The 26,248-nt window shown below is 71.8% G+C and carries 24 protein-coding genes; 12 read left to right on the top strand and 12 right to left on the bottom strand.

The window, feature by feature from the left end; all coding sequences use genetic code 11:
* Positions 1-4: 4 nt before the first annotated feature.
* From B1L11_RS07585 to B1L11_RS07615, 7 genes are all read left to right on the top strand, one after another.
* Positions 5-2,584: an MFS transporter gene (locus B1L11_RS07585; RefSeq protein ID WP_179155026.1), complete on the top strand. Its 2,580-nt coding sequence runs from the start codon at positions 5-7 to the stop codon at positions 2,582-2,584.
* Positions 2,581-3,402 carry a YceI family protein gene (locus B1L11_RS07590; protein WP_079313827.1) on the top strand — a complete coding sequence of 274 codons (822 nt, stop codon included), beginning with the start codon at positions 2,581-2,583 and terminating at the stop codon, positions 3,400-3,402. Before B1L11_RS07585 ends, B1L11_RS07590 begins: the two co-directional genes overlap by 4 nt.
* A 35-nt stretch (positions 3,403-3,437) precedes the next feature.
* On the top strand, positions 3,438-3,920 hold the full coding sequence (locus B1L11_RS07595; RefSeq protein WP_079313828.1) for a MarR family winged helix-turn-helix transcriptional regulator: 483 nt from the start codon (positions 3,438-3,440) through the stop codon (positions 3,918-3,920).
* A 110-nt stretch (positions 3,921-4,030) separates the two neighbouring features.
* Positions 4,031-4,924: an ABC transporter substrate-binding protein gene (locus tag B1L11_RS07600; protein ID WP_079313829.1), complete on the top strand. Its 894-nt coding sequence runs from the start codon at positions 4,031-4,033 to the stop codon at positions 4,922-4,924.
* Positions 4,921-5,760 (top strand): amino acid ABC transporter permease, encoded by an 840-nt coding sequence (locus B1L11_RS07605; RefSeq protein ID WP_079313830.1) that lies wholly within the window; start codon positions 4,921-4,923, stop codon positions 5,758-5,760. The genes B1L11_RS07600 and B1L11_RS07605 overlap by 4 nt, the downstream gene beginning before the upstream one ends.
* Positions 5,757-6,497 (top strand): amino acid ABC transporter ATP-binding protein, encoded by a 741-nt coding sequence (locus tag B1L11_RS07610; protein ID WP_079313831.1) that lies wholly within the window; start codon positions 5,757-5,759, stop codon positions 6,495-6,497. Before B1L11_RS07605 ends, B1L11_RS07610 begins: the two co-directional genes overlap by 4 nt.
* A 57-nt stretch (positions 6,498-6,554) precedes the next feature.
* On the top strand, positions 6,555-7,094 hold the full coding sequence (locus B1L11_RS07615; protein ID WP_218670952.1) for a helix-turn-helix domain-containing protein: 540 nt from the start codon (positions 6,555-6,557) through the stop codon (positions 7,092-7,094).
* Positions 7,095-7,098: 4 nt separating this feature from the next.
* On the opposite strand, the gene B1L11_RS07620 is transcribed toward B1L11_RS07615, so the two are convergent.
* The 5 genes from B1L11_RS07620 to B1L11_RS07640 are packed head-to-tail and all read right to left on the bottom strand — an operon-like array spanning position 7,099 to position 13,313.
* Positions 7,099-8,160 carry a peptidase C39 family protein gene (locus B1L11_RS07620; RefSeq protein ID WP_079313860.1) on the bottom strand — a complete coding sequence of 354 codons (1,062 nt, stop codon included), beginning with the start codon at positions 8,158-8,160 and terminating at the stop codon, positions 7,099-7,101.
* Between the two features lie 8 nt (positions 8,161-8,168).
* Complete coding sequence (locus B1L11_RS07625; protein ID WP_079313833.1) at positions 8,169-9,875, bottom strand: ABC transporter ATP-binding protein; 1,707 nt, start codon at positions 9,873-9,875, stop codon at positions 8,169-8,171.
* On the bottom strand, positions 9,872-10,672 hold the full coding sequence (locus B1L11_RS07630) for an ABC transporter permease (RefSeq protein ID WP_256862312.1): 801 nt from the start codon (positions 10,670-10,672) through the stop codon (positions 9,872-9,874). The genes B1L11_RS07625 and B1L11_RS07630 overlap by 4 nt, the downstream gene beginning before the upstream one ends.
* Before the next feature lie 35 nt (positions 10,673-10,707).
* Positions 10,708-11,667: an ABC transporter permease gene (locus B1L11_RS07635; RefSeq protein ID WP_079313835.1), complete on the bottom strand. Its 960-nt coding sequence runs from the start codon at positions 11,665-11,667 to the stop codon at positions 10,708-10,710.
* The gene (locus B1L11_RS07640; protein ID WP_079313836.1) at positions 11,664-13,313 is read right to left on the bottom strand and encodes an ABC transporter substrate-binding protein; all 1,650 of its coding nucleotides are present in this window, start codon (positions 13,311-13,313) and stop codon (positions 11,664-11,666) included. The genes B1L11_RS07635 and B1L11_RS07640 overlap by 4 nt, the downstream gene beginning before the upstream one ends.
* Positions 13,314-13,503: 190 nt before the next feature.
* Here B1L11_RS07640 and B1L11_RS07645 point away from each other — a divergent pair, with 190 nt between their 5' ends.
* The gene (locus B1L11_RS07645) at positions 13,504-14,535 is read left to right on the top strand and encodes a hypothetical protein (protein WP_079313837.1); all 1,032 of its coding nucleotides are present in this window, start codon (positions 13,504-13,506) and stop codon (positions 14,533-14,535) included.
* A gap of 47 nt (positions 14,536-14,582) precedes the next feature.
* Here B1L11_RS07645 and B1L11_RS07650 read toward each other — a convergent pair whose 3' ends face one another.
* The 7 genes from B1L11_RS07650 to B1L11_RS07680 all read right to left on the bottom strand — a co-directional run bounded on the left by B1L11_RS07650 (position 14,583) and on the right by B1L11_RS07680 (position 22,494).
* Entirely contained in the window at positions 14,583-15,431 is an 849-nt protein-coding gene (locus B1L11_RS07650) for a M48 family metalloprotease (RefSeq protein WP_079313838.1), read from the bottom strand.
* Positions 15,432-15,505: 74 nt separating this feature from the next.
* Positions 15,506-17,038, bottom strand: coding sequence for an NADH-quinone oxidoreductase subunit N (locus B1L11_RS07655; RefSeq protein ID WP_079313839.1), 1,533 nt, complete (start codon positions 17,036-17,038; stop codon positions 15,506-15,508).
* Complete coding sequence (locus tag B1L11_RS07660; protein WP_079313840.1) at positions 17,035-18,801, bottom strand: NuoM family protein; 1,767 nt, start codon at positions 18,799-18,801, stop codon at positions 17,035-17,037. Before B1L11_RS07660 ends, B1L11_RS07655 begins: the two co-directional genes overlap by 4 nt.
* Before the next feature lie 49 nt (positions 18,802-18,850).
* Positions 18,851-20,752, bottom strand: a complete 1,902-nt coding sequence (locus B1L11_RS07665; protein ID WP_256862313.1) for an NADH-quinone oxidoreductase subunit L — start codon at positions 20,750-20,752, stop codon at positions 18,851-18,853.
* A complete protein-coding gene (nuoK, locus tag B1L11_RS07670; protein ID WP_079313861.1) occupies positions 20,749-21,102 on the bottom strand; it encodes an NADH-quinone oxidoreductase subunit NuoK in 354 nt (117 codons plus the stop codon). The genes B1L11_RS07665 and nuoK overlap by 4 nt, the downstream gene beginning before the upstream one ends.
* A gap of 70 nt (positions 21,103-21,172) precedes the next feature.
* Positions 21,173-21,712, bottom strand: coding sequence for an NADH-quinone oxidoreductase subunit J (locus B1L11_RS07675; RefSeq protein WP_079313841.1), 540 nt, complete (start codon positions 21,710-21,712; stop codon positions 21,173-21,175).
* Positions 21,709-22,494 (bottom strand): NADH-quinone oxidoreductase subunit I, encoded by a 786-nt coding sequence (locus B1L11_RS07680; protein ID WP_256862314.1) that lies wholly within the window; start codon positions 22,492-22,494, stop codon positions 21,709-21,711. The genes B1L11_RS07675 and B1L11_RS07680 overlap by 4 nt, the downstream gene beginning before the upstream one ends.
* A gap of 390 nt (positions 22,495-22,884) precedes the next feature.
* Between B1L11_RS07680 and B1L11_RS07685 the strand changes: the two genes are divergently transcribed.
* The 4 genes from B1L11_RS07685 (at position 22,885) to B1L11_RS07700 (ending at position 26,243) form a co-directional block, all read left to right on the top strand.
* Complete coding sequence (locus B1L11_RS07685) at positions 22,885-23,541, top strand: helix-hairpin-helix domain-containing protein (RefSeq protein ID WP_079313843.1); 657 nt, start codon at positions 22,885-22,887, stop codon at positions 23,539-23,541.
* A gap of 100 nt (positions 23,542-23,641) precedes the next feature.
* The gene (locus tag B1L11_RS07690) at positions 23,642-23,902 is read left to right on the top strand and encodes a hypothetical protein (RefSeq protein ID WP_079313844.1); all 261 of its coding nucleotides are present in this window, start codon (positions 23,642-23,644) and stop codon (positions 23,900-23,902) included.
* A gap of 23 nt (positions 23,903-23,925) precedes the next feature.
* Complete coding sequence (locus tag B1L11_RS07695) at positions 23,926-25,908, top strand: hypothetical protein (protein WP_079313845.1); 1,983 nt, start codon at positions 23,926-23,928, stop codon at positions 25,906-25,908.
* Entirely contained in the window at positions 25,905-26,243 is a 339-nt protein-coding gene (locus tag B1L11_RS07700; protein ID WP_079313846.1) for a hypothetical protein, read from the top strand. Before B1L11_RS07695 ends, B1L11_RS07700 begins: the two co-directional genes overlap by 4 nt.
* Positions 26,244-26,248 lie beyond the last annotated feature (5 nt).

Genomic DNA, 26,248 nt, shown 5'->3' on the forward strand with positions numbered 1-26,248 from the left:
TTCGATGGCGAATGCGATGACGCGGGAGACGCCGCCAGGCACGGCGGCACCCGCGATGACGCACCGGGAGATCCTGGAGGCGCTCTCGGGCCTGATGCTGGGGATGTTCGTCGCGATCCTGTCGTCGACCGTCGTGTCGAACGCGCTCCCCACGATCACGGCGGAACTGCACGCGGACGAGACGACCTACACCTGGGTGATCACCGCGACCCTGCTCGCGGCGACGGTCTCGACGCCGATCTGGGGCAAGCTGTCCGACCTGTTCAGCAAGAAGCTGCTGATCCAGCTCGGGCTGATCGTGTACGTGATCGGCTCCGCCATCGCCGGCCTGTCGCAGAACCCGTCGATGCTGATCACGGCGCGGGTCGTCCAGGGCCTCGGCGTCGGCGGCCTCACCGCGCTGTCCCAGGTGATCATGGCGGCGATGATCTCTCCGCGAGAGCGGGGGCGCTACTCGGGCTACCTGGGCGCGGTGTTCGCCGTCGCCACGATCGGCGGCCCGCTCATCGGCGGGCTGATCGTCGACACCTCGTGGCTGGGCTGGCGCTGGTGCTTCTACGTCGGCGTGCCGTTCGCGATCCTCTCGCTGATCGTGCTGCAGAAGACCCTCCACCTGCCGGTGGTCAAGCGCGACGTGCGCATCGACTGGGGCGGCGCGGTCCTCATCGCCGCCTCGGTCTCCCTGCTGCTGATCTGGGTGTCGTTCGCGGGCAACAAGTACGACTGGTTGTCGTGGCAGACCGGCGCGATGGTCGGCGGGGCCGTCGTGCTCGCGGCGCTGTTCCTCCTGGTGGAGTCGAAGGCCAGCGAGCCCATCGTCCCGCTGCGCCTGTTCAGGATGCGGACGGTCAGCCTCGCGGTGGTCGCCAGCGTGCTGGTCGGCGTGGGCATGTTCGGCGCGACGACCTTCCTGAGCCAGTACTTCCAGCTCGCCCGCGGCGAGACGCCCACGGTGGCCGGCCTCATGACGCTTCCGATGATCCTGGGCCTGGCCATCTCCTCCACGGTCTCCGGGCAGATCATCACCCGCACCGGCCACTGGAAGGTCTTCCTGGTCTCCGGCGCGTTCTTCCTCACCGCCGGGTTCGCACTGATGGGCATGCTGCGGTACGACACCGACTACTGGCTCGTCGCGATATTCATGTTCTGCATCGGCATCGGCATCGGCATGAGCCAGCAGAACCTCGTGCTCGCCGTGCAGAACCAGGTGCGGGCGGAGGACCTCGGCGCGGGCAGTTCCGTGGTCGCGTTCTTCCGTTCCCTCGGCGGTGCGATCGGCGTGTCGGCGCTCGGCGCCGTGATGGTCAACCGCGTGAAGAACTACCTGGAGGAGGGCCTGGCCGCGCTGGGCGTCAAGGGGACCGGCGGCGACAGCGGCTCGATTCCCAAGCTGTCCGCGCTGCCCGCCCCGATCCGCACCGTCGTCGAGAGCGCGTACGGCCACGGCGTGGGCGACCTGTTCCTCTACGCCGCGCCGGTCGCCTTCCTGGCGCTGATCGCCGTGCTGTTCATCAAGGAGGTCCCGCTGCGGACCAGCGCGATCACCGTCCGCGCCGACGCGCCGGAGACCGACGAGACCCTCGACCCCGAGGTCGCCCGCCAGCGCAACGGCGCCGTGACCGGACGCCACGCCCAGCGAGACAGGCAGCAGCGCGACCCGCAGCGGCCGATCACGGCCGAGGCCGAGTTCGCCTCGCCGAACGGCCACGCCGCCACGCAGCCCCTGAGCGCACAGCCATTGGACGCGCAGCCCCTGAACGCGCAGGTCCTCACCGCCACGCAGGCTCAGCCGTACGCCGCGCTCGCCATGGAGACGCACGAGCCGGGCGGCGTGGGCATCCGCGGGTTCGTCAAGGGCCAGGACGGCGCGCCCGTGGGCCGCGCCACGCTCACGCTGATCGACGTACGCGGCCACCAGCTCGGCCGTACGGTCACCAGGGACGACGGGGGCTACGCGCTCGGGACCCCCGGCGGCGGCACGTACGTGCTGATCGCCTCGGCGGGCGACCGGGAGCCGCAGGTCGCGACGCTCGTCGTGGGCGACCAGCCGGTGGACTTCGACATGGTGCTCGCGGCGTCGGGCCGGCTCGTCGGCACCGTACGCGGGACCGACGGGACGCCGGTCGCCGACGCGGTGGTCGTCGTGACCGACGTGCGCGGCGAGGTCGTGGCCAGCAGTTCGACCGACCCCCAGGGCGGCTTCTCCTTCTCCGGCATCGTGGCCGGCACCTACACGCTCACGGTCAGCGGCGCGGCGTACCGTCCGGCCGCCGTCCCGATCGAGGTGCTGGGCACCGGCCAGACCCGGCACGACATCGTGCTGCTCCCCGGCGCGCGGGTGCGGGGCACGGTCCGCGTCAAGGACGGCGTGCCGCTGGCCGACGCCAGGGTCACGCTGCTCGACGCCGCCGGCAACGTGGTGGGCGTGGCGACCACCGGCGAGGACGGCGAGTACGCCTTCACCGACCTGACCGGCGGGCAGTACACCATCGTCGCGAGCGGCTACCCGCCCGTGGCGAGCACGCTGAACCTGGGCGGCCAGGGCGACGAGCCGTACGACGTGTGGCTGGGACACGAGCGATGAGCGTCTCCGAGGCGGTCCCCAGGGGATTGCACGCCCTGGTCAGGAGCAAGGACGGCTGGGCCGTGCAGCACGCGGTCGTCACGGTGACGGACACGACCGGCCACCAGGTGGCGCGGGCGGAGGCGGACGCCGACGGGCAGGTCGTCACCGCCCCGCTGCCGCCGGGCGTCTACACGGTGGTCGCGACCGCGATCGGGTACGCGCCGGCCGCGTCCACCGCGATCGCGACCGCCTCGGGCGCCGCCGAGGCCGGCACGCTGGTGCTGGCCCGGCAGGGCGGCACCGAGCTTCCGCCGCCCGGCGTGTGGACGATCGACCCGGAACACTCGAAGATCTCGGCCACGGCCCGGCACCTCGGCCTCAGCAGCGTGCAGGGGCGGTTCGCCGAGTTCTCCGGCCGGATCGAGATGGGCGCCACTCCGGAGGAGTCGTCCGTGGTCGCCGAGATCGTCGCCGAGTCCATCGACACGGGCAGCCGGATGCGCGATGATCACCTGCGATCCGCGGACTTCCTCGACGTCCCGGTGCACCCGGTCATCACGTACCGGAGCACCGGGCTGTCGCCGGCGGGCCCGGACCGATGGACGGTGCACGGCGTGCTGACGCTGAGCGGCGTCACCCGCCCGGTCGATCTCGACATGACCTACCTGGGCACCGGACCGGACCTGTGGGGCGGGCTGCGGGCGGCGTTCCGCGCGGTCACGGAGTTGCGCCGCGAGGACTTCGCCATGACCTACAACCAGGTCGTCCAGGCGGGGATCTCGCTGATCGGCGCGACACTGAAAGTAGAGCTGGACATCCAGGCGGTGCGCGGGTAGACCCCCTGCCACACGCAGTCAGGAGGAGGCAGGCCATGACGGAGGCGGAGATCGCTCCCCGACCGCCCACGGCCGGCGAACGCGAGGCGTACTGCGCGGTCGAGCGGCAGCTCGCCATCCTGCTGCGGCGCGCCAAGGCGTTCTCCGCGGGGATGGGGCGCAAGGTGCATCCCGAGCTGGACCCCGGCGCGTACGGCCTGCTGGTCCGCATCGACCAGAGCTCGCCGATGCGGTCCAGCGACCTGGCCGCCTACCTGCGGGTCGGCCGGGCGACGATCAGCCGCCAGCTCAAGGTGCTGGAGGAGCTGGGGCTGATCAGCCGCAGCCCCGACCCCGAGGACGGCCGGGCCCACCTGCTGGCCCTCACTCCCGAGGGCAGCAGGCGGCTCGACGACGCGCGGTCGGCCCGCGAGGGCCAGCTGCGCACGCTGCTGGCCGCCTGGCCGGAGGAGGACGTACGGCTGCTCGCGCGGATGCTCGAACGGTTCAACATGCTCACCGAGGGCATGCATCCCTGACACCAGAGGTCACAGGCGTTACTGCCTCCGTTCCATGCGGTGGCCAAACCGTCATAAGGGACGCTTAAACTGCGCCTCAGACGTTTTCGCACCACAGCAAGGAGGCCCGTGTGGCTCCCTGGTCCACCTATCGGAAAGCCGCGAGCATCGGGGCGGTGGCGCTGGCGGCGGCGCTGACCGTCACCGCCTGCGGGAGCGACTCCGGCGGCTCGGGCACGGCGACGGCCTCGGCCGCCCCCGGCGGTGTCGCCCTCGTGAACGCCGGAAAAATCACGACCTGTACGAACATTCCGTACGAGCCGTTCCAGTTCAACCAGGGCGGCAAGGTCGTCGGGTTCGACGTGGACATCGTCGACCTGGTCGCGAAGAAGCTGGGCGTGACCCAGGACATCGTGGACATCGACTTCGCGGCGATCAAGAGCGGCGCCGCCCTGAACGCCCGCAAGTGTGACGTGGCCGCCGCCGGTATGACGATCACGCCGGAGCGGCAGCAGAACCTGCTCTTCTCCGAGCCGTACTTCGACGCCACGCAGGCGCTGATGGCCAAGAAGGGCAGCGGGATCACCTCGCTGGACGACGTCAAGGCCAAGAACCTCAAGCTGGGCGCGCAGGCGTCCACGACCGGCCTCGACTACGTCAAGAAGCAGGGCCTCGATCCGATCGAGTTCGCCGACTCGCCCAAGGAGCTGCTCGGCCTGCAGACCGGCCAGGCGGACGTGATCGTGCAGGACCTCCCGGTCGTGCTGACCTGGCTGAAGAAGCCCGACATCGGCGCCAAGTTCGAGCAGGTCGCCAGCCTCGACACCGGTGAGCAGTACGGCATCGGCATGAAGAAGGACAACACGGCGCTCAAGAAGGTCGTCGACGAGGTCCTCGCCGCCGCCAAGTCCGATGGCACCTACAACCAGATCTACAAGAAGTGGTTCGGCACCGAGCCCGGCGGCACGTCCGGCGGCGGTTCGGGTGCCGAGACCGGAACCGAGTCGCCCTCCGCCGGATCATGAGTGTTGTGAGCGAGCAGCAGGCGCCCTCCCCGGCTGAGCCCCGCAAGGGGCTCAGCCCGCGCAAGAAGCAGCGCATCAGCCGGGTCATCCAGTACGCCGTGCTGGTGGTGATCCTCGTCGTCCTGGTCGCGCTGGCCGACTGGAAGGCGATCGGCGAGTCGTTCTTCAACCTCGACGTCGCCGGCAAGGGCCTGCCCGAGCTGTTCACGGTGGCGTTGCGCAACACCGTGATCTACACGCTGTCGGGCTTCGTCCTCGGCTTCGTCCTGGGTCTGGTGCTGGCCCTGATGCGGCTGTCCTCGGTCGCGCCCTACCGGTGGGTGTCGGCGATCTACATCGAAATCTTCCGCGGTCTGCCGATGCTGCTCATCTTCCTGATGATCGGCAGCCTCCCGCTGGCGTTCCCCGGCTTCGAACTGCCCGGCGGAGTGTACGGCAGCGCCGCGCTGGGGCTCGGCGTCGTCTCGGCGGCGTACATGGCGGAGAACTTCCGGGCGGGCATCCAGGCGGTGCCGAAGGGACAGTTGGAGGCGGCGCGCTCGCTCGGCATGCCGCACATGCGGGCGATGGTGTCGATCATCATTCCGCAGGCGATCCGGATCGTGCTGCCGCCGCTCACCAACCAGCTCGTCACGCTGCTGAAGGACTCCTCGCTGGTGCTGATCCTCGGCGTCACCGCCGCCCAGGTGGAGCTGGCCAAGTTCGGCAACGACGAGTCCTCCACGTACGCCAATCCCACACCGATCCTCGCGACCGGTCTGACGTACCTGCTGATCACGATTCCCCTCGGATACGTGGCGAGGCGGCTGGAAGCGCGCCAGGGAGCGGGCCGATGAGCACCGTCGAGATCAAGAACCTGCACAAGTCGTTCGGCAGCCTGGAAGTGCTGCGCGGCATCGATTTCACGGTCGAGAGCGGCCAGGTCGTCTGCGTGATCGGACCGTCCGGCTCGGGCAAGTCCACGCTGCTGCGCTGCGTGAACCTGCTGGAGCAGCCGACCTCCGGCACGGTGGTCGTGGACGGCGTCGACCTGACCGACCCCGACGTCGACATCGACGCCGCCCGGCGGCACATCGGCATGGTGTTCCAGCAGTTCAACCTGTTCCCCCACCTGACCGTGCGGCGCAACGTCACAATCGCCCAGGAGCGGGTGCTCAAGCGGAGCAAGGGCGAGTGCGACCGCGTCGCCCGGGAGAACCTGGAGAAGGTCGGCCTCATCGAGAAGATCGACGCCTACCCGCCCCAGTTGTCCGGCGGCCAGCAGCAGCGGGTGGCGATCGCCCGCGCACTCGCCATGAACCCCTCGCTGATGCTGTTCGACGAGCCGACCTCGGCGCTCGACCCCGAGCTGGTCGGCGACGTGCTCGCGGTCATGCGGAAGCTCGCGGAGGACGGCATGACCATGCTGGTCGTCACCCACGAGATGGGCTTCGCCCGCGAGGTGGCCGACCGCGTGGTGTTCATGGACGGTGGCGTGATCGTCGAGGACGGGCCGCCGGAGCAGGTCATCGCCGACCCGCAGCACGAGCGGACCCGCGAGTTCCTGCGCCGCGTGCTGCACCCCGGCGTCTGACGCCCGGAGCGCCCCCTTCGTGGAACAATGGCGTACTTCGACAAGGGGGATGGGCGGGTGGGCGCGCTCTCGGAGCAGGTGCGGGCGGCGATCGCGAGCAACGTGCGGCACGCGCGGCACACACGCGGGCTCAGCATCCGCGACCTGGCGGACCGCTCCGGCTTCAGCAAGGCGCTGCTGTCGCAGATCGAGCGCGGCCTGGCCAACCCCACGGTCGAGGTGCTGGCGGGGCTGGCCGAGGCGCTCGACCTGTCCTTCGCCGACATCACCCGGACGCCGCTGTACGAACCGCAGGTGATGCGCCGCGCCGGCGACGACGCGGCGCGCACCCTGCTCAGCTCCCTCGATCGGCGGCGCTTCGAGCTGTACGAGACGCCGCTGCCGCCGGAGCACGCCCATGAGAGCGCGCCGCACGGGCGGGGGTCGGAGGAGTTCGCCTACGTCCTGTCCGGCTCGGTGACCTTGGAGGTCGCCACGTACGAGGTCAGGCTCGAGGCGGGGGACGCCGTGCGGTTCTCGGCGGAGGCCGAGCACGGCTACCGGACCGGCGCGGAGCCGGCCCGGCTGCTGACGCTCGTCTCGATGCCCTCCGACTGACTGATCACCTGAGCGCGATCATGCTCCGGTAGCTCGGCCGGCCGTACCACGCGAGCCGGTCCAGCGTCGCGGCGGGCAGCGGCAGGTCGAGCGCGTCGAGGAAGGTCTCCCCCAGGTGGGCGTCCGTCCAGGGGTCGTTGACGTGGAAGACGTCCCCGTCCACCCCGTGGACGGCGATCCAGTGCGGGCAGCTCTCGTCGTGCATGCCGAGCTGCTCGATCAGCACGAGCGCCACCCCGCCGTCCTCGACCACCGCGCGGAGCCGGTCGAGGTCGAAGGCGGCGGTCTCCACGCCGATGCCCCGATGGGCCAGCTCGGCCCGGAACCCCGTCTGGATGAAGCGCCGCAACTCGCGCTCCTCGTCCGTACGGCACAGCTCCAGCAGGGTCGGGGCCTCGGTGGACAGCAGCACCTCCGGCCTGACGCCCCGGCCGGCGGCGGCGAGCGCGAGGCCCAGCGGGTCGCAGCCGGCCACCGTGGTCGCCTCGCGCCACAGCCGCAGCTCCTCCTCGCGGGTGGGCTCGCCCCCGAGCCCGAGCCCGGCCAGGGCCATCTGCAGCGCCACGGGCCCGCAGGTGAAGTCGGTGGTCTGGCGCATGTACGGCAGCGCCCGCGCGGGGGGCCGGTCGCGCCAGCGCACCTGCCCATAGCCGGTTTCGGCGCCGCCGACGGCCGGGCCCGCCCAGGTGGGCACCGGCACCTCCCGGTAGCCCCGGCCGAGCGAGCGTTCCCACGCCGCGTCCCGCGCCGCGAACCACCGCTTGACCGCCACCGCGCCCTCCCGCCAGGCGCGCTCCTCGATGGTGCGCACGAGCGTGTCGGCGACCGCGTCGTCGGACGCCCACACGTCCACGATCTTCCGGTACGCGGTGAGCGGCCGGTGCACCTCGAAGGCGGCCCCGGCCAGAGTTCCGTCCTCCGTACGGGCCGTGACGAGCGTGCGCACCTGTACGCCGCCCGCGAGCCCCCAGCGACGCAGCAGGTCGGCGGGCACGGCGTCGAGTCCGTCGGCGACGGAGGCCACGTCCCCCGTCACGGGCAGCACGTCGACGCGTAGTTCGGTCATCAGGATCTTCACTCCGCTCGGGTCGCCGCCGGCACGGACGCCAGCAGCCGTTGGGTGTACTCGTGGGTGGGAGCGCCGAGCACGTCGCCGACCGGCCCGGTCTCGACGACCCGGCCGCGGTGCATGACGTACACGCGGTCGGCGACCTGCCGTGCGACGGCCAGGTCGTGGGTGATGAACAGCAGGGTCAGCCCCAGGTCGCGGCGCAGGTCCGACAGCAGGTTGAGCACCTGCGCCTGGACCGAGACGTCGAGCGCCGAGACGGGCTCGTCGCAGACCAGCATCTCGGCGCCCGGAGCGAGGGCCCGCGCGATCGCCACACGCTGGCGCTCGCCGCCCGACAGCGCGCGGGGCCTGCGCCGGGCGTACGCCGCGGGCAGCCCGACCAGGTCGAGCAGGCCGGGTACCTCCGACCGGGGGCGGCCCGCCGCCCTGAGCGCCTCGGCCAGTGAGGCGCCGACGGTGAGGCCGGGGTTCAGCGCGGAGTACGGGTCCTGGAACACGTACTGCACCCGCCTCGGGCCGGTGGCCCGGCCGCCGAACTCGACGCTGCCGCCGTCGGCCCGTTCGAGGCCGACCACGCATCGCGCGAGCGTGGTCTTGCCGGAGCCGGACTCGCCGACCACCGCGACCGCCTCCCCCGCCGCGACCTCCAGGTCGACCCCGTCGAGCGCCGGCCCGGCCGAGCCGGGGAACCGCTTGGTCAGCCCGCGCACGGTCAGCAGCGCAGACGATGGGCCCGCCACCGGTGGAACGGCCGCGGCGGAAGGTGCGGCGACCCGGCGCACGTCCGAGGGCCGCACGCACGCCGCCGCATGCCCGTGCGCGACTTCCGCCAGGGCGGGCTCCGCCGTACGGCACGCCTCGACCGCCAGATCGCACCGGTCCGCGAAGGCGCAGGCCCCGCTCACCGCATACGGCCGGGGCACCGAGCCGGGGATCGTCGGCAGCGCCGGCAGGCGGTGGGTGACGGGCGGGTCGCAGGCCGCGAGCCGCGCCGTGTAGGGGTGCGCGGGCCGGTCCATCACCTCGGCCGCCGGGCCCTCCTCGACGAGCCGCCCGGCGTACATCACGATGATCCGGTCGGCCCTGGCCCGGGCGAGCCGCAGGTCGTGGGTGATCAGGATGAGGCCCATCTGACGCGCCCGCTGCAGCCCTGCGACGAGTTCGAGGACCTCGTGCTGGGTCGTCACATCCAGGGCCGTGGTCGGCTCGTCCGCGATCAGCAGGCCGGGGCCGGCGGCCAGCGCTGCGGCGATCGCCACCCGCTGGCGCATGCCGCCGGAGAGCTGGAAGGGGTACCGCTCGGCCACCTCGGCGGGCAGCCCCACCTCGGCCAGCAGGCGGGCGACCCCGGCGGCCCGCCCGGCGCGCGGCAGCGCCCAGCCGATCTGCTCGCCGCAACGGTGCACCGGCGACAGCGAGATGAACGGGTCCTGGAGCAGCAGGGCGATCTGCGATCCCCGGATGCGCTGCCAGGGCGTACGCGCCGCGGCCAGGTCGTACGCCTGCCCGGACAGCTCCAGCCGCCCGGTGGCGTGCACGCCCTCGGGCAGCAGGCCGGTCAGCGCCCTGGCGGTCATCGACTTGCCCGAGCCGGACTCGCCGACGATCGCCATGGTCTCCCCCGGCGCCACCCTCAGGTCGATTCCCGTGACGAGGACGCCCGCCGCCGAGGTCACCCGTACGTCCCGGGCGTGGAGCAAGGGACTCATCGCGCCACCACCCTGCGGTCGAGCAGCTCGGACAGCCAGTCGCCGAGCAGGTTCACCGCGGTGGCGGTGAGGATGATCAGCACGCCGGGCACGACGGCCGCCAGCGGGTTGTCACCCAGCAGCGCGCGCCCGTCGGCGAGCTGGCGTCCCCAGTCCGGCGCCCCGGGCGGCACGCCGAGCCCGAGGTACGACAGCGAGGACAGCGCGACCAGCGCGAACGCCACGTTGAGCAGGAGGTTGGCGACCACGATCGGCACGATGTTGGGCGCGATGTGCCGGAACATGATCCGCGTCGGCCGGATCCCGAGGATCTTGGCCGACTCGATGTAGGGCCGGGGCGTCTGCTCCATCACCGCTCCCCGCACGAGCCGCACGTCGGACGGCGAGAACAGCACGATCAGCACGGCGACAGTGACCCAGTAGCCGCGCCCCACGAGCCCGGCGACGACGATGGCCAGCAGCACCGACGGCAGCGCCAGCAGCAGGTCGGCGTAGCGGCCGGCCAGCATGTCCACGATCCCGCCCCGGTAGCCCGCGAAGGTCCCGAGCAGGACCCCGATCACCATCGACCCCACGGCGACCACGATCGGACCGGCCAGCGCCGAGCGAGCGCCCGCGAGCGAGAGCTGCAGGATGTCGCGGCCGAGCTGGTCGGTGCCGAACAGGTGGCCCTCGACGCCCGCACCGACCACGCCCAGGTAGACGTCCTGGTCGAGGGCGTGCGGCGCGAGCAGTTCCCGGCCCGCCGCGCACACCGCGACGGCCGCGAGCACGACGGCGGACAGGATCGCCACCACCGGCGGCCGCCTCCGTATCCTCCGCTTCATCGGTTTCATCGCCGCACCGCCCTGGCCCGTACGCGGGGGTCGATCGCGAGGTACGACAGGTCCACGGCGAGCGCGGTCACCGACACGACCAGCGCGACGACGAGCGTCAGCGCCTGCACCACGGGGATGTCCTTGAACAGCACCGACTCCTCCATCAGCGAGCCGAGCCCGGGCAGCGCGAAGGTGACCTCGATCAGCACGGTCCCGCCGAACAGGTAGGCCACCATCAGGCCGAGGCTGGTCACGATGGGGATCGCCGCGTTGCGCAGCACGAGGCGCAGCACCCTGCGTTCGGACAGGCCGCGTCCCCGGGCGAACGTCACGTAGTCCTGGTCCAGCTCCCGGATGACCGCCGCCCTGGTCAGCTTCACGACGAAGGCGCCGAGCCCGCACGCGAGCGCCACCGCCGGGAGGACGAGATGCCAGAGCGCGTCGAGGAACCCCTCGCCGGTGCCGTAGACGGGGAACCAGCCCAACCCCAGGGCGAAGACGTACAGCAGGATCAGGCCCACCGCGAAGCCGGGCGCGCTGACGCCGACGACCGAGGCCGCCACGATCATCCGGTCGAGCGGCCGGCCACGCCGTACGGCGGTGGCGATCCCGGCCGGGACGCCGGCCAGGACCGAGAGCAGGAACGCCAGCCCGGCCGTGGCCGCCGTGACGCCGGTCCGGTCGAGCAGCAGCGGCCCGACCTGCCCGCCCGTGCGGATGGACGTGCCGAAGTCGCCGGTCACCGCGTGGGACAGCCACCACCAGTACTGCGCGAGGAACGGCTCGTCCAGGTGGTGCAGCTCGCGGATCCGGGCCAGGGCCTCCGGCGTGACGTTGCGGGTGCCCAGCAGGTTGCGGGCGACGTCGCCGGGGGCGAGGTACAGCAGCGCGAAGACCAGCAGCGACAGCGTGAGCAGCAGCGCGAGCGTGGCGGCCGCCCGGCGCAGCGCGAAGGCGAGGACGGCGCGGTTCACTTCGCCGCGTAGACCTGCTGCGGCCAGTCGGCCAGCAGCGTGTAGGAGGTGTAGTCCCTGACGCCGATCGCGCTGCCGAACGCGGTCGCCGCCTGGCCCCACCACAGCGGCAGGTACGCGAGATCGGCGGCCTGCGCGGTCTGGGCCTCGATCAGCAGATCGGCCCTCTTCGCCGGGTCGGCCTCGGCGGTGGCCTTCGCCATCGTGGCGGTGATCGTGTCATTGGCGTACTTGGCGGGATTGCCCTCGCCGAGGAACCAGCTCGCCAGTTCGCCGGGGTCGCCGGTGGTGTTGAAGTACCACATGTAGCTCAGCGGCGGGAATCCGTTCAGCTCGGCCAGCCACTGTTCGATCGGCAGTTCCTTCACCTCGATCGTGACGCCGATCTTCTTCAGGTCGGCGGCGAACGCCTGCGCGGCCGTCCCCAGGTGCGGGCCGGTGTTCGGGTAGGACAGGCTGGCGCTGAACCCGTTCGGCACCTTCGACTGCGCCACCTCCTGCTTCGCCTTCTCCAGGTCGTACGCGTACTGGGGGACGGCGGCGAGGCGCCGCGTCGCCTCCTGCGGCGTCCACAGCCCGCCGAACTGCTCGGGTGTGGACAGCGCGGTGGCGACCTGGCCGTGCCCGCGCAGGATCTTGCCGACGATCGCCTCGCGGTTCACCGCGTGGGCGACCGCCCTGCGGACGTGCACGTCGTCGAACGGCGCGGCCTTCGTGTTGAAGGTCAGCCCGGCGTACGAGCGGTCGGGCGCGTAGACCACCCGGGTGCCTGCGGCGCCCTCCCACTGGCGCGACTGGGCCAGCGGCACGTTGAGCGCCATGTCGGCCTTGCCGGCCTTCCACGCCAGCAGGCGGGTGTTCTCGTCGGGCACGAACTCGAACCGGATCTTGGCGATCTTCGGCCGGGTGCCGTGCCAGGTGTCCACCCGGGAGAACTCGACGTAGGAGTCGGGGACGAACCCCGTGACCTTGTACGGCCCGGTCCCGACGGGGAGCGCCTGCGGGGTGCCGAATCCGCTCTTCGCGTTCTCCCACGCGGTCTTGGGGGCGATCCACAGGGCGTCGGCGTTCGACGGAAGCCAGGCGAACGCCACGTCGGCGGCCTTGGCGGTCAGGGTGACCTCGGCGTCCCCGGTCTTCTCGGCCTTCTTCAGGTTCGCCCAGTAGGCGGCCGTCGCGGGCGACACCTTCGCGTCCCTGGCCATCTCGATCGAGTGCAGCACGTCGTCGGCGGTCACCGGGGTGCCGTCGTGGAACCGGGCGTCCGGGCGGAGCCGGTAGACGTAGGTGGTCGGCGACGTGCGCTCGACGCTCGACGCCAGGGCGGGGACGATCTTTCCCGTGGTGTCGACGCCGACGAGCCCCTCCATGCAGATCCCGGCGACGTAGTAGTTGAGGATGCCCGACTCCTGCCCGGGATACAGGTTCGACAGCGAGCCGGGCAGCGACACCCGGAGCACGTCGATCTCCTTGCCGGTGTCCGTGCCGGCGGCGGCGCTTCCGCTCGACGCCTTCGAGCCGGCCGGGGTCGGCGCCGCGCCGCAGGCCTCCAGCAGCGCCGCGGCCGAGAGCACGGTCATGCCGGTGACCGCCGTCCTGAGGAATCCCCGGCGGGTGTGGACGCCGCGCTCGTCCGTTTCTGCCATGCCACGCCTTCCCTGTGACCTGGCTTGTCTACCAAGCCGCCCCAAATGGATAGAAGCAGTAAACACCACGGAAGGCCGGATCTTCCATCCCTTTCCCGACCGAATGTGTAGAGATCTTGGCGTGGCCCATTCGTGACAGAACCTTCCGCCGCCGCACCGCATCTATCCAGGCGAGACGAAAGGAAGCCCGATGAGAAAACCCGCGATCCTCGCCCTCTCGGCGGCGGCCACGATGGCGCTGACCACCCTCGCCGGCGCCGCCCAGGCGCAGGCGCGTACGGGTGCCGCCTCCGCCACGGCGTCGTCCTCCGCGTCCACCGTCCGGTACGCCTGGCTGAAGGGCTGCAGCAAGAAGGACGACTACTTTCCCTGCGGCTCGTGGCACCTCGCGCTCGGCAACGGCCGTGACAGCGTGTTCAAGGACGCCCAGGTGTTCCCGCGCACGGCGAAGGGCAAGATCGACAAGGGGTCTTTCGCGCCCCTGTCGGTCAGCGGCGACGGCCGGCAGGTGTCGTACTGGCGGAAGAAGGACGGCCTGCTCGTCGTCCGCGACGTGACCACGAACAAGGTCCGCGTGCTCCCCCGCGCGGTGTCGAAGCTGCCCAAGGGCCTCGGCATGGGAGACCTCGCCACGTCCCTGTCGCGGGACGGCGGCCTGCTGACGATCGACTACTACGACAGTGACGACAAGATCCCGTCCCGCATCGTGAACGTCCGTACGGGGAAAGTGCGCACGATCTCAGCCGACTCGGCGGTGGTGGGCTTCAGCCCCGACGGCAAGCACGTGCTCGTCTCCCGTGCGACCGCCGAGAACACCAGCCGGTTCAGCGTGTACGACCAGGACGGGCGCCGGACGAACACCCAGGTCGTGCCGCAGGTCGTGGCCAACAACAGCCCGATGGCGCTCGCCGACGACGGCTCATCCGTGGCGGTGCTGATCAGCACCTCGTCCGGAAGGCAGCGGCTGCGGGTGTACGACCTCTCCGACGACACCGTGGGCGATGCCGTGGACGTGAACGTCCCGAAGAACGAGTCGGCCAAGCGCCTGGAGTGGACTTCCGACGGCGGCCTCAAGCTCTGGGAGACCCTGGACTCGGAGAAGACGGGCGAGACGTACCGCGTCGTCGTACACGGTCTCGACACCGGCACCGGCGCCACCACCACGCTGGACTCCTTCACGGTGAAGCCCAGCCTGTGGACCTGGTCGTTGCCCGGCGAATGATCCGGATCGCCGTCCGGCAAGGTCCACGAGAAGCTCACCGGCCCGCGTCACCGCCGGTAGCCGGCCATCCGCTCCAGACGGGCGATCCGCGCGGCGACCGGCGGGTGGGTCGCGAACAGCCTGCCGATCCGGGTGCCCCGGAACGGATTGACGATCATCATGTGACCGGCGGAGGCGAGCCTGCCGTTCTCCGGGAGCGGCAGCCTGCGGACCTCCATCTCCATCTTGCGCAACGCGGAGGCGAGGGCCAGCGGGTCGCCGGTCAGCCGTACGCCCGCGTCGTCGGCCGCGAACTCCCGCGAGCGCGCGATCGCCATCTGGATCATCGTGGCCGCGACCGGGCCGAGGATCATCACGAGGATGGCGCCGAGGAACCCGGGCCCCTCGTCGTCGTCGGAGCCGAAGAACAGGCCGGCGTACCCGAAGTAGGTGATCATCGTGGCGAGCGCGCCCACGACCGAGGAGATCAGGATGTCCCGGTTGTGGATGTGCGACAGCTCGTGGCCGAGCACGCCCTTGAGCTCGCGCTCGTCCAGCAGCCCGAGGAGGCCGTGCGTCACGCACACCACCCCGTCACGCGGGTTGCGCCCGGTCGCGAACGCGTTGGGCTGCATTGTCGGGGACACGTACAGGCGGGGCATCGGCGCGCGGGCCTCGGTGCACAGCTCGCGGACGACCCGGTAGAGGACCGGCTGCTCCACCTCCGCCACGGGCCGGGCCCGCATGGCAGACAGCGCGATCCTGTCGGCGCAGAAGTAGGCGACGCCGCTGACCGCGAGGGCGACCACGACCGCGATCCGGGCACCCGTGCCGCCCCCCAGCCAGGCCCCGGCGACCAGGAGCGACGCGGACAGCGCGCCCAGCAGGACCGCGGTGCGCAGGCGGTTGAGGTGCACGCCTCCTCCTCCCGGTTGGTGCGTCCAGCCCTACCAACGCGCATGGCCTGGACGAACGTTCCCCGTGACGCGCCTCACCCTGAGACGGACAGCACCACCTGCGGGGCGACGGAGAAGACCACGGTGACGGCGACCGTGACGGCGACGGCCACCCCCGCCGCCGCCCTCGTCGAGACCGTACGGCTCTCGCCCGCCGCGGGCGGCGCGAACAGCCGCGCGGTCCAGGCGATGTAGTAGTACAGCCCGGCCACCGTGTTGGCCGCCATGACCAGGGCCAGCCAGCCGAGCCCGCCGTCCACGACGGCCCGGAAGATCACGATCTTGGCGAACAGGCCGGCGAGCCCGGGCGGCAGCCCGGCCAGGCAGACGAGGGCGAAGGCGAGGGACAGCCCGGCGGCCGGGCTCCGCAGCGCCAGCCCCCGGTACGCCTCCAGGTCCCGGCCGTCGGGCAGCCGCGCCACCAGCAGGACCACCGCGAAGGCGATCAGGTTCATCGCGGCGTAGAAGACGAGGTAGGCGACCGACGCGCCGACGGCGGCCCGGGGTTCGACGGCGTAGACGGCCAGCGGCGCGAGGATGTAGCCCGACTGCGCCACCGACGACCAGGCCAGCAGCCGGACGGCCGCGCGCTGCCGCATCGCGAGGACGTTGCCCGCCGTCATCGTCAGGGCGGCGACGACCGCCACTCCGGGAGCCCACAGCGCCGCCTTCGTCGGCAGCGCGGACGTCAGCAGCAGGATCAGCCCGGCGAAGCCCGACGCCTTGGACACCACCGACAGCAGCGCCGCGACCGGAATCGGGGCGCCCTGGTAGACGTCTCCCGCCCAGGAGTGGAACGGCACCGCGGCGATCTTGAACGCGAAGCCGGCCACCACCAGCACGATCGCCGCCGCCGCGACCTGGGCCATGTCCCCGGCCGTACGCAGGGCGGCGTCGATCCGGTCGAGGTGGACCGAGCCGGTCACCCCGTAGAGCAGCGAGACGCCGAACAGCGTGATCGCGGTGGAGACCACGGAGACCAGGAAGAGCTTGAGTGCCGCCTCGGAGGCGCGGCCGTCATGGCGCCTGAGCGCGGTCAGCGCGAAGACCGGCAGCGACACCAGTTCCAGCGACACGACCAGCATGATGAGATCGCGGGAGGCCGGCAGCAGGACCGCCCCGGCCAGCGTGGCCGACAGCAGGAAATACCACTCCCCGGCCGGAATCCGGCTGCGTTCTCCGGGTCCGGCGTCGCGTCCCGCCGCGATCTCCGTCATCGACAGCAACACGACGACCACCCCGGCGGCCAGCACGACCGCCGCGATGACCAGGGAGAAGCGGTCCACGACGAACGAGCACGACGCCGGGGCGGCCGGTCCCGCAGGTTCGCCGCCGAGGGAGGCGGGGACGCAGAACGTGCGCCGGGTTCCGCCGCCCACGGCCTGGACGGCCACCACGGCCAGGGCGGCGACCAGGCCGCCGAGGGTGACGAGGCCGAGCACCCGCGCCCCGCCGGGGCGGGCGGGCAGGAACGCGTCGAGCAGCAGCACGAGCCCGGCGACCAGCGCGAGGACCAGCGGCGCCGCCACGGCGGCGTAGTCGATGGACTGGATCACCCCGCCCGTCATGGCGCCACCCCCGATCCGAAGAGCGACTGGACGGCGGGCGTGGTGACCGCGAGCAGGGCCTTCGGCCACAGGCCGAACAGCACGATCAACGCCACCAGCGGAAGCCAGGCCGCGAGCTCGTGGACCGTCACGTCCCCGAAAGACCGCCGCCCCCGGCCCACCTCCGCGGCGTCGGCGACGCCCGGCCCGAGGGCCCTGGCGGCACCCGTCGCACCGGCCTCTCCTTCGTCCGCCGCGACGGCGCTCGCGCGAGCGATCTCCTGCGCCGCCCACTCCCGGTCCAGTGCGGCCACGGCGGCTCCGGTCGCGACGGGCTCGACCGGTTCCGCGCCCTCCCCCGCCTCGCTCAGCACCTCGCGCACGCCCTCTGCGGTGGCGACCGGCGGCCCCGGCGGCTCGAGAGGCTCGGCGGGGACGTTCTCGACCGCCCGGCCGTGGGTCACCCGCGACAGCATGCCCAGGAAGTAGGCCGCGGTGAGCACCGTGCCGAGCCCGCCGACGGCCATGAACACGAGGAACAGCGGCCGGGAGAGCCCGGCGGCCGGACGGAACGCGCCGAGCAGCGCGAGCATCTCCCCCCAGAACCCGGCGAGGCCGGGCAGGCCCAGCGAGGCGACACAGGCGAAGGTCAGCAGCGACCCGATGTACGGCAGGCGGCGCAGCATGCCGCCGCCCAGCCGGACCATGTCGGCCGTGCCGTACCGCTCCTTGACGGCTCCGGCGAGGAAGAACAGCAATCCGGTGATCAGCCCGTGGGCGACGTTGGCGAACAGGGCGCCGTTCAGGCCCACCGGCGTGAGCGAGGCGAACCCGAGCAGCACGAAGCCCATGTGGCCGACGGACGAGTAGGCGATCACCCGCTTGAGGTCGCGCTGGGCGAGGCAGGCGAGCGACCCGTACACGATGCCGGCCACGGCGAACGCGCCGAGCCAGGGAGCCAGGGCCGCCGCGCCCTCGGGGAGCACCGGGATCGCGATCCTGGCGAAGCCGTAGGAGCCCATCTTGAGCAGCACGCCCGCGAGCAGGACCGAGCCGACGGTCGGCGCCTCGGTGTGCGCGTCGGGCAGCCAGGTGTGCAGCGGCCACATGGGGGTCTTCACCGCCAGGCCGAGACCGATGGCGAGGAACGCGAGGATCTGCGCCGACCTGGCCATGCCAGAGCCGTGGCGCCCGGCCAGCGCGACCATGTCGAGCGTGCCGGCCTGGGTCCGGACCACGAGCAGGCCGATGAGCAGGACGGCCGAGCCGAGCAGCGTGTAGAGGATGAACTTCACGGCCGCCGCCCGCCTGCCCGCGCCGCCCCACAGGGCGATCACGAAATACATCGGGACCAGCACGACCTCGAAGAACACGAAGAACAGCAGCAGGTCGAGGGCGAGGAACGTGCCGATCATGCCGACTTCGAGCACGAGCAGCGTGACGACCAGCGCGGCCGGGCGGCCGCCCGCGGGCGGGTGCCCGGCGAGGTGGACGAAGCACAGGAACGTCAGCAGCGCGGTCAGCACGACGAGCGGCAGCGAGACGCCGTCCACGCCCAGGTGGAACCGCAGGCCGAGGCCGGGGATCCACGGCCGGTCGGTCTGCAGTTGCATGCCGGCGGGACGCGCGTGGTCGAAGACCGCGGCGAGCGCGACGGCGAGGACCAGCACCACGGCGGAGACGGCGATGCCCCAGGCCACCGCCCTGTCCCGTACGGCCGGGACGGCGGAGACGACGGCCCCCAGCAGCGGGACGGCCACGAGCGCGATCGGCAGCCAGCTCACGTCGCCACCACCGCTCGAAGCCGCGCCCGACCGTGCCGAGCCCGCCGCGTCATGTCAGCACCACCGCCGCGACCGCGATCAGCACAAGCCCGGCCAGCAGGCCGGTGACGTAGAGCTGCGCGTTGCCGTTCTGGGCGAGCCGCACCAGGCCGGAAAGGCCGAGCGTCGCCCGGCCGGAACCGCGGACCGCGCCGTCCACCACCCGCGCGTCCGCGCGGACCACCCCCTGGCCAGGCGCAGGACGGGCCGGGCGACCAGCGCCGCGTACGCGGCGTCGACGTGGAAGGCCTGCTCGCACGGCGCCCGGAACGGGCCGAGCAGCCGGGCGGGGTCCTGCTCGGGCGCGGCCCGCCACAGGGCGTACACGATCGCGGCGCCGAGCAGCGCGACGGCGAGGCTGACGGCCGCGGACCCCCACTCGACCTCCACACCGGCCGCCGGACCCGCGAGGCCGAGCAGCAGGGCGGGCACGGCCAGCCACGCCGGCCGGCCACAGCATCGACGGGGGCGCCTCGCGGCCGTCGAAGACGTGGGCGACGCCGGGCGGCGGCTCCGGGAGCGGCTCGATCCGGGCGGGACCGAAGAACGTGCGCAGCCAGGCGCGGGCGGCGTACGCCCCGGTCACCCCCACGGTCAGCAGCGCCGACGCGTACACGAACGGCTGGGCCGGTCCCGTCCCGTGCTCGATCGCCGAGATCACCGCGTCCTTGCTGAAGAAGCCGCTCGCGGGCGGCAGCCCGGCGAGCGCGGCGAAACCGATGGTCATCGTCCAGAACGTCACGGGAAGGGCGGTGCGCAGCCCGCCCATGTGACTGATCAGGTTCGACCCGACGTGGTGGATCACCAGGCCCGCGCAGAGGAACAGCAGGGCCTTGAACGCGCCGTGCGACACGAGGTGGAACATCGCCGCCCGGTCGGACCCGGCGGCCAGCGCCGCGGCCATGTAGGCGAGCTGACTGATCGTCGAGTAGGCCAGCACGCGCTTGAGGTCGTCCTGCGCGAGCGCGGCGAGCGCGGCGCCCAGCATGCCGACGGCCGCGACCACGCCCAGCACGTCGAGCGTGGGCGGCGCCGCGAGGAAGGCGGGATAGAGCCGGGCGACGACGAAGATCCCGGCCGCCACCATCGTGGCCGCGTGGATGAGCGCGCTGATCGGGGTGGGGCCGGCCATCGCGTCGGGCAGCCAGGTCTGCAGCGGCACCTGCGCGCTCTTGCCCGCGACCCCCGCGAGCAGCAGCAGCGTCGCGGCGACCAGCGTTCCCCTGGGAATGTCGGCGCGCAGCACGTCGTCGATCCGGAAGCCGCCCGCCGCCGTGCCGAGGACGAAGATCCCGAACAGGAAGCCGACGTCGCCGAGCCGGGTGACCAGGAACGCCTTGACCGCCGCCCGGGAGTTGGCCCGGTCCTCCCACCAGTGCCCGATGAGCAGGTAGGAGCACAGGCCCATGATCTCCCAGCCGACGTAGAGGACGATCAGGTCCCCCGCGTAGACCACCAGCAGCATGGCGCTGGTGAACAGGCTGACGAACGCGCTGTAGGACGGGTAGCGGGGTTCGTCCCGCATGTACCCGACCGAGTAGACCTGCACCGCCAGCGCGACCACGACGACCAGGATGCCCGCGAGCACTGACAATCCGTCGGCCCGCAGAGTCAGGGAGATCGGCACCGACCCCGTCTCGACCACCGTCAGCGTGCCCTCGACCCGACCGGGCAGCAGCTCCGACCAGAAGCGCCCTTCCGATACTCTCGCTCCGCGCGCGAGGGCGACGGCGAGCCACACCGTGAGCGCCGCCGACGCCGCGCCCGGGGCGATCGCGAACCACGCCGCCCGCCGGTACGCCATTCGCTCCGTACGAGCACCCAGATCTCGGGTGCGCAGACGGGTCGCGAGCAGCCCGGCCACGGCGGCGGCGAACGGCAGCAGGACGATCAGGGCCACCACGGCGGTCACGAGGCGCCCTCCCCATCCGGGCGCCCCGAGTCGGGTGCCCGTACGACTTCGGCGAGCGCCCGCAACCGGTCGACGTCGACGGTCCGGCGCGTACGGAAGACGGCCAGCACGATCGCCAGCCCCAGGCCCACCTCGGCCGCGGCGATCACGATGACGAACAGCGTCAGCACCTGGCCGCCGTGCAGGCGGTCCCTGAGCCAGACGTCGAAGGCCACCAGGTTGAGGTTGACCGCGTTGAGCATCAACTCGACCGACATCAGCACGAGGATCGCGTTGCGCCGGGCCAGCACGCCGTACACACCGATGGAGAACAGCAGGGCGGAGACCACCACCGGGTAGACGACGTGCACCTCGCTCACCGCCTCCGAGCCGTCGGCCTGGTCGATAAGGCCAACAAGGTCAATAAGGTCGATAACCGGGTCATTCCCGCCCCCTGATGTCCGTACGGGACAGGACGATCGCGCCGATCAGCGCGGCGAGCAGGAGCACCGACAGCGCCTCGAACGGCAGCACCCAGATGCGGAAGACGCTCGCCCCCAGGGGTTCGGCCGCCCCCTGCCCGGGATGGAGCGGCGCGTACGCCGTGCGGAAGCCGGTGACGACCACGGTGACGAGCACGGCGGCGGTCGCGACGGCGACCAGCGCGGCGGCCCACCGGTTGCCGGAGTCGAGGCCGGCGGAGGGCCCGATGGGCGCGCGGGTCAGCATGATTCCGAACAGCAGCAGCACCACGACCGCGCCCACGTAGATCAGCACCTGCACCCAGGCGACGAACTCGGCGGTCAGCACCAGGTAGCCGCCCGCGAGCGCGCCGAAGCAAACGACCAGCCACAGCGCCGCGTGGACGAGTTGCCTGGTCGTGACGACCAGCAGGGCCGAGCCGACGGCGACGGCGCCGAGCAGCAGGAAGACGACCTCAGGCCCCGAGGGCGGCCACAACCCCGGCGCCTGGGAGGTCATCGCTCCCCCTCGGGCCCGTCCTTCTTCTGCGGCGGCGATCCGGCGTTCCTGGGCAGCGAGCCCGGCGGCCGGATGGAGCGGATGTCGCGCATGGCTCTCGGCGGCTCACGACGCGGGCGGCTCTCCGGCTCCTTCGCGGGTTCCGCCGCCGGTCGCCGCGCCGCCTCTCCCGCGGTTTCCCGCGCCGCTTCCCGCGCGGTCTCCTGTGCCGTCTCCCGCGTCGCTTCCTGTGCCGCTTCCTGCGCCACGGACGCGCCCTCGGCCGGTCCCTTCACGGGCGCGGACGGCGCCGTACGGCGGGCCGGCGCCGGGCGGGAACCGGCCGACAGTTCCTTCGGCGACTCGGCGCCGACCTCGTGTGCCGGTGGGGGCGGCACGGTGGCCGCCCATTCGCCCAGCCTGTCCTTCTCGTGCAGAAGGTCGCGGATGTCGTACTCGGCGTACTCGAACTCGGGCGACCAGAACAGCGCGTCGAAGGGGCACACCTCGATGCAGATGCCGCAGTACATGCACAGCGAGAAGTCGATCGCGAAGCGGTCGAGAACGTTGCGGGCGCGCGGACGGCCGCCCTCGGGCGCCGGCAGGGTCTCCTTGTGGGAGTCGATGTAGATGCACCAGTCGGGGCACTCGCGCGCGCAGAGCATGCAGACGGTGCAGTTCTCCTCCACCAGGGCGATCACGCCCCGGCTGCGCGCGGGCAGGTCGGGGTGGACCTCCGGGTACTGCTGCGTCTCCGACTTCCGCAGCATGTGCCGCATGGTCACGGCCAGGCCCTTGGCCAACCCTTCTCCTGGAATGCGCGCCACAGGCTCATCATCGCGCACTATCGGCGGCGAGTGAACGTGTGACTCCATCCCGGCTGTTTTCCACACTGTCCACACCGTCATCCCCAGGGTTGTCCACAGGATGTGGGGAGAAGAGGGGCGCGCAAACACCCACAAATACGTATCGTCTGGACCATGAACGGCTATGGGGGGCCGGGAGGTTACCCGCCCGGACCGCAGGGACCACCGCAGGGGCCACGGGGTCCGCAGGGACCATACGGACCGCAGGATCCGTACCGCCACCGGGGGCCGTACGAGCAGCAGGGGCAGCCGGGGCCCTACGGCGTCTATCCACCGCCGCCCGCACAGCCACCTGTGCCGCCACCGATTCCCCCGACGCCGCCGCCCGTGCAGCAGCGGCCGTCCAGCGCCCCCAGCTACCTGTGGGCGCTCGCCCCGCTGTACACCTGCGGCTTCGGCACTCCCTTCAGCATGATGTACGCGGCCATCCGCCGCCGCAGCGTGTGGTACGGGCTCGCCTCCGCCGGGTACGCCACGGCCACCGGCCTGTGGATCTACCTCGCCGAGCTGTACGAGGCGACGGAGGCGCCGGTTCTGGCGTCCGTCGCCATGGTCCTGTGCATGCTCGGCCCCTGGCTCATCGGCACCGTGCACTCCCTCGCGGTCAGGAGACAGGTGTTCGGCGACGCCGCGCCGTACGAGACCGGGAACGAGCAGGCGATCGCCCTCGCGCAGCACCGCCGTGCGCTGCGGCAGCAGGCCAGGGAACTGGCGCAGCACGATCCGGTCATGGCGCGCGAACTGCGGATCGGGCGGCCCGACCTGCCCCGGCAGTACGACGACGGCGGCCTGGTCGACGTCAACCGCGCCCCCGCCCCGGTGATCGCGAACCTGCCCGGCCTGACGCCCGCGCTCGCCGAACAGATCGTGCGCGTACGCGACCAGGTCGGCGGCTTCGTCTCGGCCGAGGACGTGTCGGCCGCCGCCTCCCTGCCCCCGCACCTCACCGCCGACCTCGCCGAATACGGCATTTTCCTCCCATAGTCATTCGGTAATCCCGGTTGTCGTCGCACATATCCCTGGCTGGGCCATCGGCGTTTCCTTAGGCTTTGGGATGCGTCAGCCGTGACAGCGGGAGGGGTCAGTGACGACATCCGAGATCGCCGAATGCAGGGCGGACATGGCCGCGGCCGCCACCGCCGTACGAGACGTTCTCCAGGCGCTCACCGCCGTCCCCGCGATGTTCGGGGACCACACCTGGCAGGGGCAGGCGGCCGACCGCTGGGCCGCCGGTTGGAACACCCGCAAAACGCAGCTCACCAGGCTGTTCGACGCCGTACTCGCCGAGCAGCCGCGCCTGATCGCCCGCGTGGAGGAGGCGGAGCGCCGAAAAGCCGCCTCGTAGACCGCCGCGACGGAAGGAATGCCGTGGGCGAATTCGTCGGAGTCGATCCCGCGAATCTCAAGGAGCTGACCAAACGGCTCGAACAGCTCCACGATCTGCTGGCCCGGCACAGTCCGCTCATACAGCAGAAAATGCAGAAATGGGGGAGCGAAGTCGGCACGACGTCGTTGCCCGGCCTGATCGCCGCCGCGCTCGACGACGTCCGCGACATGGACGCCCGCACGACCAGGGCGTACGAACTGGCGCGGCAGCAGGGCTGGAACGCACTGACCCGCGCGCCCGGCGCCCTCGGGCTCACCATCGACCGTCCCCCGAACGTACGGCTGGACTGGGAGGCGACCGGGCAGAGCGGCTACCAGGGCAAGCGCGACGCCGAGGCACTGACCACCGCCCTCGCGGGCAAGAATCCCCAGGACACGCGCATCGCCCTGTCGGGGCTGTCGGAGCGCCTGCGGCAGCACCTCGGCGACAGGGACTACCAGGCGGCCTTCTGGGCGGGCGCGGGGCCGCTCGCGCTGCGGGCGGCCCGTGCGCTCTACGAACGGGCCGGAGCCGCCCTGTTCAGCGCGGAGAGCGCGAGCGTACTGCGGGCCCTCGGGGCGTCCCTGGCCGCCGCCAGCCAGATGCGCGTCGGCACGGGCGAGGACCGGCGGCCCCTCCTGCCCGTCGAGACCCGTGCCGCCCTCACCCGGAACTCCGACCCCTGGTCGGTCGGGATGCTCGTGAAGTACGGCCCCGAGGGCAGGTCATGGGACTCCCGCCTGCTCGCCGACCTGACCCGCGCCATGCTCGACGCCCGCGCCGCCGGCAAGACGATCTGGCCTCCCGCCCGCGGCGAGCTGGAGACGGACGCCGAGGCCTCACGTCAGCAGCGGCTGATGGCGGAGTACGACGCCGTGGGGGCGGTCCTCCAGCGGGCCGCCGAGAACGGCCTGGCCGCCCGGCACGTGCTGGGCGATCCCGCCACCGGCCTTAAATACGCCCGCATGCTCGTCAGCGACTCCTGGCACACCCCCGGCTACGACCCGGGGCCCTTCCTGAGCTCGTACGTGCACCCGGGCGGCACGCTTCCCCCCACCGGCCAGGTGGACCTTTCCGCTCCCCCCGCGGCCTTCCTCAAAGCCGCCGTCTCGGCCGAGCGCGGCACCTCCCCCGACGCCAAGGAGTCCGCCTGGTCCGTCGTCCACATCGTCCAAGCCACCGCCGAATTCTCCAAGCTCCACCCGCAGACGGTGCTGCCCGGCAAGATCCGCCAGGCGCTGATCTGCACCGCCGAGCGCTACCTGCCCGACTTCGCCAAGTCAGTGGGGCATGACTTCACCTCCCAGCCGCTGCCGAAGGAGAACGATCCCGCCAATCCGTGGACGGTGGTGATCAGGAACAGTGAACTGGAGGCGATGCTGGCGCAGGCGTTGCGGACGCCGGAGGAGTTCGGACGGTTCAAGGGCATACTCAACGCTCGTGTGGCGGTCGCCGTCGCGGCCACCGTCAAGGATCCATCCGATGCGGATTACCTCAGCGAAATGGCCGGCCTGTACGGAGCGGTGCAGCGCCTGCAGAACGATCGGCACTTCGCCGACGAGCAGTTGCGAGACGAAGAGGAGACGCGAAACCAGACCGCTTTCGCGATCCTGACCGGAGGTTTCGGCGCGCTCAGCTTCAGCAACCCATGGGGACCGGGAACCATCGCGCAGTTCCTGACGGGGGGTTTCGCGCCGGTGCTGAACGAGTCGTTCGACACGGACCACGCGTTGCGCGCGCTCAAGGACAACGCGGACGCCTTCCGCACGCAGGTTCTTCAGATCGAGGTGCCGGTGGTGCAGGGCCTCATCGGTTCGGGGGCGCTTCATCCACCGCGTGACGCCGGCTGGTACACGAACGGCAGGCTGACACCCAACGCCGAATTCGTCGAGTGGCTCAGCGAACACGCGGAGACCTCCTACGGCGGCAGGACCCTGCTCCAGTGGATCAGGTCCGCGCAGGAAGCGATGAGGATGCAGCAGTGAGTGCTCTGAAGGCGAGGACCGCAGTTCTCCTGTTCATGGCGCTCGCCCTGTCCGCCTGCACGAGGAACGAAAAGCCGCACAGGCCGGTGGACGACGAAGTACAACGGCGCGACCGAGCGCTCGTCGCGGTGGTCCAGTGCCTTGTGGACCACCGCCGCATCCCCGAGGCCCACCTTCGCGACCAGCCCTGGCTCGTGAAGGACAAGGTCCGGGGAAGCGCGGAGCTCGTCGAATGGCTCAGTGCTCATCGCGAGACCGTCTACGCGGGTAAGACCCTGCAGGCGTGGGAGGACGAGGCGACGGCGGGGTGGCCGGGGTGGAAGTGCCCGTTGTGATCGCG

The organism is Microbispora sp. GKU 823 (assembly GCF_002027145.1).
Lineage (GTDB): Bacteria > Actinomycetota > Actinomycetes > Streptosporangiales > Streptosporangiaceae > Microbispora > Microbispora siamensis.

Coding starts and splice junctions, on each gene's coding strand:
- B1L11_RS07645 (WP_079313837.1), top strand. CDS start 13,504: ATGAGAAAACCCGCGATCCTCGCCCTCTCGGCGGCGGCCACGATGGCG.
- B1L11_RS07585 (WP_179155026.1), top strand. CDS start 5: ATGGCGAATGCGATGACGCGGGAGACGCCGCCAGGCACGGCGGCACCC.
- B1L11_RS07620 (WP_079313860.1), bottom strand. CDS start 8,160: ATGACCGAACTACGCGTCGACGTGCTGCCCGTGACGGGGGACGTGGCC.
- B1L11_RS07675 (WP_079313841.1), bottom strand. CDS start 21,712: ATGACCTCCCAGGCGCCGGGGTTGTGGCCGCCCTCGGGGCCTGAGGTC.
- B1L11_RS07625 (WP_079313833.1), bottom strand. CDS start 9,875: ATGAGTCCCTTGCTCCACGCCCGGGACGTACGGGTGACCTCGGCGGCG.
- B1L11_RS07605 (WP_079313830.1), top strand. CDS start 4,921: ATGAGTGTTGTGAGCGAGCAGCAGGCGCCCTCCCCGGCTGAGCCCCGC.
- B1L11_RS07640 (WP_079313836.1), bottom strand. CDS start 13,313: ATGGCAGAAACGGACGAGCGCGGCGTCCACACCCGCCGGGGATTCCTC.
- B1L11_RS07590 (WP_079313827.1), top strand. CDS start 2,581: ATGAGCGTCTCCGAGGCGGTCCCCAGGGGATTGCACGCCCTGGTCAGG.
- B1L11_RS07655 (WP_079313839.1), bottom strand. CDS start 17,038: ATGACGGGCGGGGTGATCCAGTCCATCGACTACGCCGCCGTGGCGGCG.
- B1L11_RS07595 (WP_079313828.1), top strand. CDS start 3,438: ATGACGGAGGCGGAGATCGCTCCCCGACCGCCCACGGCCGGCGAACGC.
- B1L11_RS07610 (WP_079313831.1), top strand. CDS start 5,757: ATGAGCACCGTCGAGATCAAGAACCTGCACAAGTCGTTCGGCAGCCTG.